This window comes from Neisseria shayeganii (assembly GCF_014054965.1).
Classification (GTDB): Bacteria; Pseudomonadota; Gammaproteobacteria; order Burkholderiales; family Neisseriaceae; genus Eikenella; species Eikenella shayeganii.
Map to the genome: position 1 here is coordinate 120,881 of NZ_CP059567.1, position 11,814 is coordinate 132,694.

Sequence of the window (11,814 nt, forward strand, 5' to 3'; positions counted from 1 at the left end):
CGTGGGGAAAAAAGGCTACCTGAAAGCAAAATGCCATCAGGTCGGCAGCGTGGCCGCCGTATCCGGATTTCCCTGCTGCTCGGGCAAGGAAATCCGGTGCTTCGGATTTAGAAAACGTGGCGTTGGAGCAGGTTTTCGTCATGCTGATCCAGCTGCATGTCGAAATCGTCCACCATGATCACATCGCGTTTGAGCTTGCGGGCGCGGGTGACTTGCTCGAACTCGGCTTGGGTAATCAGGCCTTTGTCCAAGGCTTCCTGCAGCTGGGTGGCGGGCGATACGGCGGCGAACTCGCCTTTGCGCGCCAGGTTGCGCAGTTTTTTCTCCAGCTCTTCGCTGGCGATCACCGCTGCATGGGCGGGTTTGAGCACACCGATGGCTTCGCTTTCGTCTTGCGGGATGTACATGCCGTGGGCCAAACGCATCAGGGTGTCGTCGCCGCGCATCATCGCTGCGGCCACTTTGCTGCCCAGTTTGTCGCTGGGCGGGGCAATCACGCGGCCGGTGGGCAGAATCAGCACGCGCAGCAGCCAGGCCAGGGGGCGGGCGGGCAGGTTTTTCAGCACGCCGTCGATGGCGGTTTGCGCGTCATACAGCGCCTGCTGGGCGGCATACTGCATCAGCGGTTCGTCGGCTTTTTGGCAGCCTTCTTTTTCAAAGCGTTTCAGTACCGCACTACAGATATACAGGCTGGAGAGAATATCGCCCAAACGCGCGGAGATTTTCTCTTTGAACTTGAGGCTGCCGCCCAGGCTGAACATGCTCATGTCGGCCAAAAGGGCGAAGTTGGCGGCCACGCGGTTCATCTGGCGGTAGTAGGGGGCGGTCACGCCGCCTTTGGGGCTACCTGAAAAACGGCCGTTGGTGAGGCCCAGCCAGAAGCTGCGGAACACATTGGTGAGAATGAAGTGGCCGTGGGCGCTGAAAGCCTGGTCGAAGGCGGCGGCATCGTTGGCATAGGCCGCTTTCATCTCTTTAAGCACATAGGGATGGCAGCGGATGGCGCCTTGGCCGAAGATCATCATGCTGCGGGTCAGGATGTTGGCGCCTTCCACGGTAATCGCCACCGGAATGGCCTGGTAGGCGTTGGCCAGATAGTTGCGCGGGCCTTGCACCACCGCCTTGCCGCCGTGGATGTCCATGGCGTCGTTGATGGCTTTGCGGTAGCGCTCGGTGTTGTGGTATTTGAGCAGGGCGGAAATCACGCTCGGGGTTTCGCCCATGTCCACGCCGGTGAGCGCCAAATCCTGGCTGGCTTCCATTTGGTAGGTGTGGGCGCCGATGCGGGCCAGGGCTTCGTCCACGCCTTCGAATTTGCCGATGGGCAGACCGAATTGGTCGCGGATGCGGGCATACAGGCCGGTGGTGTAGCTGGCCACTTTGCCGGCGGCCACCGAGTTAGCGGGCAGGGAGATGCAGCGGCCCACGGTGAGGCATTCCACCAGCATCTGCCAACCTTTGCCGGCGTATTCCAAACCGCCGATGATGTAGTCCAGCGGAATGAACACGTCGCGTCCCCAAGTCGGGCCGTTCATGAATACGGAGCCGGAGGGGAAGTGGCGGCGGCCGATTTCAACGCCGGCAAAGTTGGTGGGCACCAGCGCGCAGGTGATGCCGATGTCTTTTTTGCCGCCCAACAGGCCGTCGGGGTCATACATTTTGAAGGCCAGGCCGAGTACGGTGGCCACCGGCGCCAGCGTGATCCAGCGTTTTTCCCAAGACACACGGATGCCCAGCACGTCTTTGTGTTCTTCGCCGGTGTGCGGATCGACATAATCGCCGCGGCAGACCACGCCGAAGTCGGGGATGCCGCCGGCATCGGAGCCGGCATGCGGGCTGGTGAGCGCGAAGCAGGGAATATCAATGCCTTTGGCCAGACGCGGCAGATAGAAGTTTTTCTGTTCTTCGGTGCCGTAGTGCTGCAACAGCTCGCCAGGACCCAGAGAGTTGGGCACCATCACGCTCACGGCGGCGCTGCCGGAACGGGTGCCGATTTTCATCACCACCTTGGCGTGGGCGTAGTTGGAGAATTCCAAACCGCCGTACTGCTTTTTCACAATCATGCCCAGGAAACCCTGGTCTTTGATGAACTGCCACACTTCGGGCGGCAGGTCTTTGCGGTTGTGGGTGATGTCCCAATCGTCGAGCATGCGGCACAGCTCCTCGGTAGGGCCGTCAATAAAGGCCTGCTCTTCCGGGCTCAGTTTGGGATCGGGGTAGTTCAGCAGTTTGTTGAAGTCGGGCTTGCCGGAAAACAGCTCGCCGTCCCACCACACGGTGCCGGCGTTGATGGCCGCTTCTTCGGTTTCCGACATCGGCGGGGTGACTTTTTTGAAAGTGCCGAATACGCGGTCGGTAAACAGCACGCGGCGCACGCCGGTGAGGCAGAACAACACGCCCACCACCAAGGCCAAAAGCGCCAGCCACCAAGCGCCGCCCAACAGCGCACCCACCACGGCGGCGGCGGTCAGCACCCAGCCGTTGGCGCGGAAATAGGCGGCAATACCCAGCAATACCAGCAACAGTATCAAGCCTGTCATTTGATTTTCTCCTTATTTGTATGGCAACACGTTTGTGTTTCGGTTTTTCAGGTAGCCTGTTGCTGCGGATAGGCGGCAGGCTACCTGAAAGATAGGCAACCATACGCTGCAAATCCTAGAGTCGTCAATCCATAACTTAATGTTTCTATTGAATTTTAAAAGAATAAGCACTCTAAACCCCGTTGTGACCACATTTTCCGCCTGGCGGCACAGGCGGAATTTGGCGGCAGAACGGAGCAGGAAGGCACAGTTGGACGCCGTTCACTGCGTTCTCCGCTTGCTTGGGTGGGGCGGCGGCGGGGCAGGCGGTTCGTTTTTTATTGAACGTTCAGCAAATCGGCCAAAGCCTGCGGCAGCTCGGGAAAGCGGAAGTGGTAGCCGTCGGCCAGCAAAGCTTGGGGGACGACAAACTGGCCTTCCAGCACCAAATCGGCCTGTTCGCCCATGATGCCGCGCATCAGGGCGGCGGGGATGCCGAGCAGCAGCGGCCGCCGCAGGGCGCTGGCGGCGGCACGGGCGAAATCGGCCTGGGTGCTGAGCTGCGACGCGGTGAAGTTGTACACCGCCCGGCGGCGCTCCGGCTGCAGGCGGTAGAGAAAGCGGATGCCGTGCGCCACATCATCGATGTGGATCCAAGCCAGCGGCTGTTCACCGCTGCCGATGTTGCCGACGCACCAGGCCACGGGCTTCAACAGTTGGGGCAGGATGCCGCCGTCGCGGGCCAGCACCACGCCGAAGCGGCAGATGACCAGTGGCACGCCGGCCGCCTGCGCCGCTTCCTTGGCCGCGGCTTCCCATTGTTGGCACAGCTGGGAAGGGAAAACCGTCTGCGGCGGTGCACTTTCGGTGCAGTGCGGCCAACCGTCGGCACGGCCGTTGCCGTAGTAGCCGACGGCCGAAGCCTGCACCACCAGTTTGGGGCGCTTGTCGGGCGTGCGCTGTTGCAGCCATTCGCCCAGCGCACGGGTGGGCTGCAGGCGGCTGTCCAGCAAGGCGTGCTTGCGTTGCGGCGTCCATTTGCCTTCGCCGATGGAGGCGCCGGCCAGATTGACCACCAGGTCGATGGGCATGTCGGCATACAGATGGTTGAGGGAGGCGACGTATTCGTATTGGCCGCCCAAATCTTCGCGTGCGCGGTTGGGATCACGGCTGACGATGAGCACGCGCCAACCGTCTTGGCGGAAGAAGGCGGCCAAGTGGCGGCCGATTAAGCCGCTGCCGCCGATTAACACGAGGGTGGGGGATGGGTTTGTCATGGCTGTCTGTTTTCTGTGGTGCCGCTTTGGCGGCGGGTGAGTTTCAGGTAGCCTGCTGGGACAATAATTTGTTCTGATGGAGGCTACCTGAAAGGGCTGGCAGCCGATTGCGGCCGCCCGATTTTGCCTGTTTCACGGATAGCGGCGCAATTCTTCGCGCAAGGCCCGCAAGCCGCTGCGCCGCTCGTTCACGGTTTGGTTCAGGCGGCGGATGCGTTCGGCATTGCGGCTCAGGCGGGCTGCGGCCAGCTCGCTCTCTTCGCGGGCGAGGGCACGTTCTTCGCGGCGGATGTCGCGCTCAACCAGCTCGCGGCGGCTGGGCGGTTTGGGCGGGGGCACATAGCGCGGCGGCGGGCGGCGGATGCTGGTGCTGAGGGCGGGTTTGGCGGCAGTTTGCTGCTGTTGTTGGCGCAAAATCACCTGCATGCTGGGCAATACCTGTACATCGCCCGCTTCGGCTTCTGCGGCCTGCCAGATTTTGGCCAGTTCTTGGTCGGCGGTGGCCACGGGCGAGGTGTCGATTTGGGCGCCGTCCATGTGGGAGGGCTGGCAGCGGCCTTGCGGCTGCGAAACAAATACGGCTTTGCCGTCGGGCGTTTGGCAGATATAGGCGCGCGGGGTATCGGTTTGGCCGGCAGGCTTGGCCGCGACGGCGGGTTCGGACGCTTCGGTTTCCTCTACGCCCAGGCGGACGGTTTCTTCGCGGCTGAAGGGGCGGCAGCGGCCTTGCGGCACGGCGGTACGCACGGTGCGGCCGTCGTCTGTTTGGCAAATGTAAACCGGCTCCGGCGCGGGCGGCGGCGGAACGTCGGAAGCCGCGGTTTGCGCCTGCAGGGGCAGGGCGGCAAACAGCAGCAGGCATAGGGGAAAAATCTTCATCATTCTGGATGGGTGTGGTGGGGCTGGCTTGGCAGAACAATTGGCGGGCTTATTGTAGCAGGCGGGTTGTTAGGAAATGTTGGCATCAGGTTGCCGAGCATGAAGAAAGGCTACCTGAAAGTTTTCAGGTAGCCTGTGGGCTGCTTGGGATTTAGGAAAACAGGCGTTGGGCCAGTTCGCCGCCGGGTTCGATGCCGACCTGTTTCATTTCGTCTTGGCGCTCCACCACGTAGCGGCGCACTTCTTTCAGCCATTGGGTGGAGAGTTCTTCCAGTTTGTCGTTCACCAGGTCCAAGCCGAGCATGCTGGAAAGTTTGACGGCGATGTCCATGAAGCGGTTGAAGTTTTTCTCGCCGTCGGGGATGTGCGGGGCGTCGAACAGCATGCTGAAGCCGCGGTAGTTTTGCGAAGAAAGCAGGGCGGAGGTGAAGGCGCTGTTGTCGAGGGTGGAGATGGCAAACAGCGGTTCGCCTTTGGGGTTGTTGAGGTAGAACATGCCGTCGTGCGAGAGCTCGAAACCTTGGCGTTCTACGGCGTTGCGCAGCTCCACGCCGCTGATGTTGTTGCGCGACACCAGGTGGATGGCGATGGTTTGGTCAACGCGGGCGCACAAATCGTCCAGCGGGCGGGCGACGCTGAGGAAGGTGTCGATGTCGGTGAGCAGCAGGCCGCCGTCCATTTTTTCGGCAAATGCGTTGGCCTGTTCGCCGAACTGCTCCAATTCGGCAATGCTGGCCAGGCCGTTGCGGTTGATGGCCTGCAGGCCGATGACGAAGCCTTGGTAATAGACGCTGGGAATCGGCTCGGCGATTTGGAAACGGTCGTCCATGGTGCAGCCGGCAATGCGGAAGCGGCGGCTGCTGGAGAGGCGCGGCATGGCGTGCAGCTCTTGCGGCTCTTTGAGGGCGATGTAGGCCAGGTAGTCGAAGCGGCTGTCAAACCACGGCAGTTCCTGTTTGGCCAGGTCGTGCAGGTCGAGCAGCAGCTTTTGTTTGGCGGCAGATTGGGTTTGCGACGGTTGGGCCACCGGCACTTTTTTGAAGGAGAAAGCGGGCGGGGCGGCGGCCGGCGCGGTTTGCAACACCGGCTCGGCGGGGGTGTCGGCCTGCGCAGGGGCGGGCGGCGGTAATACGGTTTGGTCTTCGGCCGCGTCTGCTTCGGATAGGGCGGTTTGGCGGGTAAAAGAGGGCTTCAGCAGGGCGGGTTCGGCGGCTTGGCCGGCATCCGTTTCCTCTGCAACAGGGGCGTTGGCGGCGGTTTTGCCGTCGCGCACGGAGTGGGTGCGGCTTTCGAGCAGGGCGTCTTTATCGGCGTGGCCGAATTGGGCGCGCACCGCATCGCGGTATTTTTTTTCCTGATAGGTGTTGTACAGCAAGACGCCGAAAATCGGCGCGAAAATCAAAATGGCGATGAGGAGTAAGGTGTTCTGGCTCATGGGCGGTTCCGATGGTGTGGGCAGTCCGTCTTTGCCGGCGGATTATAACCAAAATCGGCGCAAGGGGTTGCCGTTGATTGGCCGGCGGCGGAATGCGCTGCGTAAAAATCTGTAGCCGCCGGCTGTCGGGCGTTCAGGTAGCCTGAGTTGTTTAAAGTTTTTATGGCGGCGGCGTGTCTGCTGCAAATACTTCTTCCGCCACCGGCAGGCCGGCGGCTTGCAGGGCGGCCCAGTCGAAAAAATGGCCGGGGTCGCTTTTGCGGCCGGGAGCGATGTGTTGGTGGCCGATGACGGCTTCAATCGGGTAGGCGCGGATGAGGCTGTGCAGCAGCGGGAGCAGGGCGGCGTATTGGGCTTCGGTAAAGGGCTCGAAATCGCAGCCTTCCAATTCGATGCCGACGGAAAAGGCATTGCAGGCTTGGCGGCCGCGGAAAGCGGATACGCCGGCGTGATAGGCGGCGTCATCGCAGGAGACAAATTGTACGGTGCGCCCGTTGCGTTCAATCAGAAAATGGCTGGACACGCGCAGTTGGTTGAGCTGGGAGAAAAAGGGATGGGCGTCGGGCTGGATGCGGTTGGTGAACAGCGCTTCTACGGCGCCGCTGCCGTATTCGAACGGGGGCAGGGAAATATTGTGCAACACCACCAGGGAAACCGTTTCGCCTTCGGGGCGCGGGCTGCAGTTGGGGGAGTGTTGTTGGACGGCCTGCTGCCAGCGGCCGCGTTGCCAATCGTTCATCGGCGGATGCTTTCGGATGAGGAAATGGCGGGATTATAGCGCCAAATAAAAGGCTGAGACCTTTGCAAGAGGCCAGCTGCGGCGCATGGCTGCATTTGCGTTGATGTTTTGTTGACGTTCTGAAGTGTTTACCCGTTTACTTGGCTTGGTTTATTCGGTTTGCTCCACGCGGATTTCCAGCGTTCGCATTCGCTTGGGGTGTTGTTGAGGTTTCGGCCTGCTCCGTGTTGCGTTGCATGGGAAACGGATGCAAAACAGGCTGAGACCTTTGCAAAAGCCCCATCTGCGGCGCATTTCTGCGTTGTGCGCTGCTCGCTCGCTTGCCTATCTATGTGATATGTCTGCGCTCGCTGCGCTGCTACGCCTTGAACTGCATCCACATCTGAGGGTTTTGCAAAGGTCTCAGGCTACCTGAAACGGGTTCAGGCAGCCTGAGGGGGTGGTGGAAACCGCCGTTTTTATGAGGTGCACACGCTTTCGAGTGCGGCAGGTACGTCTCCGGCGCATACCCAAACCAATTCGCCGTTGTGCTGCATCGGCAGCAGCACCATGGGGTGGTCGGGGTTGCTGTTGACATGGACGGCGGACACCGTGCCTTGATTGATGTGTACGCTTTGCCAGTGCTGCTTTTCCGAGGCCGACAGCTTGAACGGCTCGTTGATGTCGGTCAGGGTTTTGCCTTCTTTAAAGCGCATATTCACCATCATTTTGGCGGTGTTGAGCGTTTCGGCAGCGGCGGGATCGGCTTCGAATACCAAAGCGGGCTCGGCCGGCGCTGCCGGATCGGCAGCAGGTGTGGCGGGTGTTGCCGACGCTGCTGCCGGTGCTTCGGCCAAGCCGGCGGCCGCTTTGAGTTGGTCCAATGCCTGCGGATTCAGATAGAGGAAGGCGCCGCCGCCGAGCAGCGCCAACACAAGCAGCAGGCCGAGAATGCGGCCGGCACTGCCGGTGCCGCCGGATTTCTTTCTGGCGGGGCGGCTGGTTTGGTTACGGGAAGATGTTTTTAAACGGGCCATTATGGGAAAAACCTTGTTCGCTGTGTTGTCTTTAGAAGCAAAACAAGTTACTAGCAGGAATCATGCCAGTTTGGGGTGATTCTCTAATTTAAATTTATTGATTGAAATGAGATGCTTGCTTTTGGCGGATATTGTTTGGCGGTAAACGTAAATTAACCATAATCGGCAGAAGTTTTGCAAAATGGGCGTCTGCCTGCGGGCGCGGCCGAATGCAAACAGGCTACCTGAAAGCGGGTTTCAGGTAGCCTGTTGCGGCAGGATGTGCGGTTGGTTACGGTTTGGAGCAGGTTTTTACAGGCCGAACACGGCGGCGTCGCCCGCACCTTGGCGGATGAGTTCGGTGCCGTCGGTCATGTCGATGACGGTGGTGGGTTCGGTGCCGCACCAGCCGCCGTCGATAACCAGATCCACGCTGTGTTCGAGGCGGTCGCGGATTTCGTAGGGGTCGGTCAGCGGTTCGCTGTCTTCGGGCAGCATCAGGGTGCAGGAAAGCATGGGTTCGCCTAACTCGGCCAAGAGTGCCAGGGCGATGCGGTTGCCGGGCACGCGCAGGCCGATGGTTTTGCGCTTCGGATGCAGGGTGCGGTTGGGCACTTCTTTGGTGGCGGGCAGGATGAAGGTGTAGGCGCCGGGGGTGGCGGCTTTGAGCTGGCGGAACTGGCTGTTGTCCACTTTGGCATAGGTGCCCAGTTCGGAGAGGTCGGCGCACATCAGGGTAAGGTGGTGGCGCAGGTCGATTTGGCGGATGGCGAGGATGCGCTCCATGGCGGCTTTGTCGCCCAGATGGCAGCCCAGCGCGTAGCAGGAATCGGTGGGGTAAACGATCACGCCGCCGTTGCGGACGATGTCGGCGGCCTGTTTGACCAGCCGTTCTTGGGGGTTGTCGGGGTGGATTGCGAAGAATTGGGCCATGGTTTTGGGGTGGTCAGTGTGGGGTGGTACAGGCTACCTGAAAGCTTCAGGCAGGCGTTTGGGCGGAGCCGGTGTACGGGCTTTGCTCAGGCAAAGCGGGCCAGCAGTTCGTCGGCCAGCGCCAGATAGGCCAGCGTGCCTTTGGCTTTGGCATCGTAGGCCAGCGCCGGCATGCCGTGGCTGGGGGCTTCGGCCAGGCGGATGTTGCGCGGAATGGTGGTGGTGAACACTTTGTTGCCGAAGTGCTGTTCCAACTGTTCGCTCACTTCCAAGGCCAGGCGGCTTTGCGGGTTGTAGAGGGTGCGCACGATGCCGGCGATGTCGAGCTGCGGGTTGATGGCTTGGCGGATTTTGCGCACGGTGGCCACCAAATCGGAAATGCCTTCCAGCGCATAGTATTCGCATACCATCGGCACCAGCACGCCGTGGGCGGCCACCAGGCCGTTGAGGGTGAGCAGGGTGAGCGTGGGCGGGCAGTCGATCAGGATGAAATCATAGTCTCCGCTCAAGGGCAGCAGGGCGTTTTTCAAACGCATTTCGCGGGCGATTTCCTGAATCAGCTCCACTTCGGCGCCGGCCAGCGAACGGTTGGCCGCCAGCACATCGTAGCCCCCCGCTTCGCTGTGCAACTTGGCCTCGGCCGCTTCGCTTTCGCCGAGCAGCACTTGGTAGATGCCGTTTTTTAGGCTGCTTTTGTCGATGCCGCTGCCGGTGGTGGCGTTGCCCTGCGGATCGAGATCCACCACCAATACCCGCTTGCCGCGAGCGGCCAGCGAGGCGGCCAGATTGACGGCGGTGGTGGTTTTGCCCACCCCGCCTTTTTGGTTGGCCACCGCCAGAATGTTGGCGCTCATGGTCTGCCTCCCCGGTTTATGTTTATGCCTGCTTGGGCCGCATCAACACCATATGGCGCTCGGCTTCCAGCATCGGCACATTCAGTTTGTCCACTTGAAGCACGGCCACGGTGTCGGGCACGTGCTCCAACTCTTCATAGGGATATACGCCCTTCATCGCCGCCCAATAGCCGTTGGCATTCAACAAGTGTTTGGTGAGCGCGATAAAGTCGGCCAGTTCGGCAAAGGCGCGGCTGGTGACCACGTCCACCTTTTTGTCGTGCATGGCTTCCACACGGCCGCTGGCCACGGTTACGTTGTTCAAGCCCAGCTCGATGACGGCCTGCTGCAAAAAGGTGGTTTTTTTGGTGTTCGAATCCAACAGCGTGATCTGCAAATCGGGGCGGCAGATGGCGGTGGGAATGCCGGGCATACCGCCGCCGGAGCCTACGTCCATCAGGGTTTGCGCGTCTTTCACATAAGGCAGCAGGGTGAGGCTGTCGAGCACGTGGTGGCTGATCATTGTGGTTTCGTCGCGCAGGGCGGTGAGGTTGTAGGTGCTGTTCCATTTTTTCAGCAGGGCCACGTATTCGAGCAGCAGCAGTTGTTGGGCGGTGGAAAGCGTCAGCCCCAGCTCTTGCAGGCCTTGCTGTAGTTTTTGTTTGTTGTCCATGATGTCTTTCGTCAAATCGTGCAGGCGTAATCTTATCTGAAAATACCGGCCGCCGGCACATCGCACTCAAGGCCGCAATGTGGTATGTTCTGCCCGCACACCCGAGAAAAGGAGCTGTTATGAGCATATTCAAACATGACGACGTAGATTTAAGCAAAGTCAAACCCCAACCCTACGAAAGTTTCGAAGAGATGGAGCACCGACGCGAAGCCGAGTCCACCGAGGTGCATCCCCCGCTCACGGAGCGGCAGAAAGAGATTGTGCGCGAGCAGAGCGGCATCAATCCGATTGCCCAAACCGTGAGCGATGCGATGAAGGATGTGGATGAGGTGCCGGAAACCGAAAACCGCTTCGAAGACTGATTATCGCGCTGTGTATGCAGGCTACCTGAAAGGCTTTCAGGTAGCCTTTTGCTCAGGACGCGTTTAATTGCTGAGGTGGCGGCTGGGGCGGAAGGTGGCAGTTTCGCGCAGGATTTCGGGTTTGACCACGCCTTGTAATGTTTCATTGGGAATGAATAATTCCGGCCGCCCCATAGCGTAGGGGGCGATACTGTAGGATTGGAACAGAAACACCAGTCCGTTTTCGGCGAGCCGCCAGTTGCCGGTTGGCTTAAACGGCTATTGCGCCAAGTGGGCGTCAATCTCGGCAGGGCTCATGGCGGGGGTATCCGGGTCGGCGGGCTTGGCCAGATATTGCCGCCAAGCCGCCAGTTGCAAGTTGGCCAACTGCGCCATTTTGTCCGGCAGCACCATTTGTGCCAAAGGCAGCACCCGAGCGGCGCCGGATTTGGGTAGCACATAGAGCCGACGGGTGCCGTTGCCGTGGGCACCGCAAGTGTATTCCCAGTCTTCTTCTCCGAATACCGCGTAGTGTGTGCTTTCCCCCAATAGTTTGATATCGTTGATATAGCTGTGTTCACAGCTTCGGTCATTACCGGTTTGTTCCTGCAAGGCGGCTTTCAGGGCGTTTGGCTGCAAACTGCGGGTGCCGATACTCTGTTTCAAGGTGCCGACTGCCCAGCGGTCTAAGGCGCTATGCCCGGAGGTTGGATACATCGCTTCTTGTGTGTGGCAGATGCTTGGGGCAACGCAGTGTTGCACTTCGATTTTGTTCACTTGTTCCGATAAGGGGGTGGCGGCCAGAGGGGTGGTGCAGATGAGTAAAGACAGGGAGAGACAGGTGTGTTTCATCAGGTGCTCCTTTGTAGTCAGGTTGATGACAAGATTTGGGGTTGTACCAGGGCGTGTCGTCAGGAAGCTTGTACAACGGTTTTGCAAGGCAAAAGCCGTGAATGCAAGGCGGAAATGGAAGCCGGGTTGGGCACCCGACAAGTATTTGCAACGCAGCAGGCGTGATTTTTGACCGTGACGACACGCCCTAATAAATCGGCGGCAGAACGGGTGGTAATTTGAAGCACAAAAAACTGAAGAAATTTTCTTTGAGTACTCTTTTCAGCTTACAACGGGTTATCTGTATTTTGCAGTCTAACATGACTGCTTATCTAGTACAGCCATCCAGATTTTTTCAG

At 59.9% G+C, this 11,814-nt stretch carries 12 protein-coding genes and 2 pseudogenes; 2 read left to right on the forward strand and 12 right to left on the reverse strand.

Annotation, left to right across the window (positions count from 1 at the left end):
- Window positions 1-107: 107 nt before the first annotated feature.
- From H3L94_RS00525 to ampD, 5 genes are all read right to left on the reverse strand, one after another.
- Window positions 108-2,540: an acyl-CoA dehydrogenase gene (locus H3L94_RS00525; RefSeq protein WP_182122232.1), complete on the reverse strand. Its 2,433-nt coding sequence runs from the start codon at window positions 2,538-2,540 to the stop codon at window positions 108-110.
- Between the two features lie 317 nt (window positions 2,541-2,857).
- A complete protein-coding gene (locus H3L94_RS00530) occupies window positions 2,858-3,796 on the reverse strand; it encodes a TIGR01777 family oxidoreductase (RefSeq protein ID WP_182122233.1) in 939 nt (312 codons plus the stop codon).
- 132 nt (window positions 3,797-3,928) lie between these two features.
- Window positions 3,929-4,678, reverse strand: coding sequence for a hypothetical protein (locus H3L94_RS00535; RefSeq protein WP_182122234.1), 750 nt, complete (start codon window positions 4,676-4,678; stop codon window positions 3,929-3,931).
- A 148-nt stretch (window positions 4,679-4,826) separates the two neighbouring features.
- The gene (locus H3L94_RS00540) at window positions 4,827-6,110 is read right to left on the reverse strand and encodes a cell division protein ZipA C-terminal FtsZ-binding domain-containing protein (RefSeq protein WP_182122235.1); all 1,284 of its coding nucleotides are present in this window, start codon (window positions 6,108-6,110) and stop codon (window positions 4,827-4,829) included.
- 160 nt (window positions 6,111-6,270) lie between these two features.
- On the reverse strand, window positions 6,271-6,849 hold the full coding sequence (ampD, locus tag H3L94_RS00545) for a 1,6-anhydro-N-acetylmuramyl-L-alanine amidase AmpD (RefSeq protein WP_182122236.1): 579 nt from the start codon (window positions 6,847-6,849) through the stop codon (window positions 6,271-6,273).
- Window positions 6,850-7,117: 268 nt separating this feature from the next.
- On the opposite strand from ampD, the gene H3L94_RS12150 reads away from it, so the two are divergent.
- The gene (locus tag H3L94_RS12150) at window positions 7,118-7,264 is read left to right on the forward strand and encodes a lipoprotein signal peptidase (RefSeq protein WP_244958779.1); all 147 of its coding nucleotides are present in this window, start codon (window positions 7,118-7,120) and stop codon (window positions 7,262-7,264) included.
- 43 nt (window positions 7,265-7,307) lie between these two features.
- Here H3L94_RS12150 and H3L94_RS00550 read toward each other — a convergent pair whose 3' ends face one another.
- From H3L94_RS00550 to rsmG, 4 genes are all read right to left on the reverse strand, one after another.
- Window positions 7,308-7,865 (reverse strand): hypothetical protein, encoded by a 558-nt coding sequence (locus H3L94_RS00550; RefSeq protein WP_182122237.1) that lies wholly within the window; start codon window positions 7,863-7,865, stop codon window positions 7,308-7,310.
- Window positions 7,866-8,156: 291 nt separating this feature from the next.
- Window positions 8,157-8,777 (reverse strand): L-threonylcarbamoyladenylate synthase, encoded by a 621-nt coding sequence (locus tag H3L94_RS00555; protein ID WP_182122238.1) that lies wholly within the window; start codon window positions 8,775-8,777, stop codon window positions 8,157-8,159.
- Window positions 8,778-8,863: 86 nt separating this feature from the next.
- Window positions 8,864-9,631: a ParA family protein gene (locus tag H3L94_RS00560; RefSeq protein WP_182122239.1), complete on the reverse strand. Its 768-nt coding sequence runs from the start codon at window positions 9,629-9,631 to the stop codon at window positions 8,864-8,866.
- 22 nt (window positions 9,632-9,653) lie between these two features.
- Window positions 9,654-10,283: a 16S rRNA (guanine(527)-N(7))-methyltransferase RsmG gene (rsmG, locus tag H3L94_RS00565; protein ID WP_182122240.1), complete on the reverse strand. Its 630-nt coding sequence runs from the start codon at window positions 10,281-10,283 to the stop codon at window positions 9,654-9,656.
- A gap of 119 nt (window positions 10,284-10,402) precedes the next feature.
- Here rsmG and H3L94_RS00570 point away from each other — a divergent pair, with 119 nt between their 5' ends.
- Window positions 10,403-10,645, forward strand: a complete 243-nt coding sequence (locus H3L94_RS00570; RefSeq protein ID WP_182122241.1) for a cytochrome-c oxidase — start codon at window positions 10,403-10,405, stop codon at window positions 10,643-10,645.
- Between the two features lie 63 nt (window positions 10,646-10,708).
- Here H3L94_RS00570 and H3L94_RS00575 read toward each other — a convergent pair.
- From H3L94_RS00575 to H3L94_RS12925, 3 genes and pseudogenes are all read right to left on the reverse strand, one after another.
- A pseudogene (locus tag H3L94_RS00575) lies at window positions 10,709-10,888 on the reverse strand (RsiV family protein); the annotation flags it as partial.
- A gap of 15 nt (window positions 10,889-10,903) precedes the next feature.
- Window positions 10,904-11,476: a hypothetical protein gene (locus H3L94_RS00580; protein WP_182122242.1), complete on the reverse strand. Its 573-nt coding sequence runs from the start codon at window positions 11,474-11,476 to the stop codon at window positions 10,904-10,906.
- 185 nt (window positions 11,477-11,661) lie between these two features.
- Window positions 11,662-11,762 (reverse strand): annotated as a pseudogene (locus H3L94_RS12925) (IS1595 family transposase); the annotation flags it as partial.
- Window positions 11,763-11,814: the final 52 nt, after the last annotated feature.

Excerpts from the sequence above, each read along its gene's own strand:
- H3L94_RS00570 (WP_182122241.1), top strand. The coding sequence starts at position 10,403 with ATGAGCATATTCAAACATGACGACGTAGATTTAAGCAAAGTCAAACCC.
- H3L94_RS00530 (WP_182122233.1), bottom strand. The coding sequence starts at position 3,796 with ATGACAAACCCATCCCCCACCCTCGTGTTAATCGGCGGCAGCGGCTTA.
- H3L94_RS00560 (WP_182122239.1), bottom strand. The coding sequence starts at position 9,631 with ATGAGCGCCAACATTCTGGCGGTGGCCAACCAAAAAGGCGGGGTGGGC.
- H3L94_RS00540 (WP_182122235.1), bottom strand. The coding sequence starts at position 6,110 with ATGAGCCAGAACACCTTACTCCTCATCGCCATTTTGATTTTCGCGCCG.
- H3L94_RS00580 (WP_182122242.1), bottom strand. The coding sequence starts at position 11,476 with ATGAAACACACCTGTCTCTCCCTGTCTTTACTCATCTGCACCACCCCT.
- H3L94_RS00535 (WP_182122234.1), bottom strand. The coding sequence starts at position 4,678 with ATGATGAAGATTTTTCCCCTATGCCTGCTGCTGTTTGCCGCCCTGCCC.
- H3L94_RS00550 (WP_182122237.1), bottom strand. The coding sequence starts at position 7,865 with ATGGCCCGTTTAAAAACATCTTCCCGTAACCAAACCAGCCGCCCCGCC.
- rsmG (WP_182122240.1), bottom strand. The coding sequence starts at position 10,283 with ATGGACAACAAACAAAAACTACAGCAAGGCCTGCAAGAGCTGGGGCTG.
- H3L94_RS00555 (WP_182122238.1), bottom strand. The coding sequence starts at position 8,777 with ATGGCCCAATTCTTCGCAATCCACCCCGACAACCCCCAAGAACGGCTG.
- H3L94_RS00525 (WP_182122232.1), bottom strand. The coding sequence starts at position 2,540 with ATGACAGGCTTGATACTGTTGCTGGTATTGCTGGGTATTGCCGCCTAT.
- ampD (WP_182122236.1), bottom strand. The coding sequence starts at position 6,849 with ATGAACGATTGGCAACGCGGCCGCTGGCAGCAGGCCGTCCAACAACAC.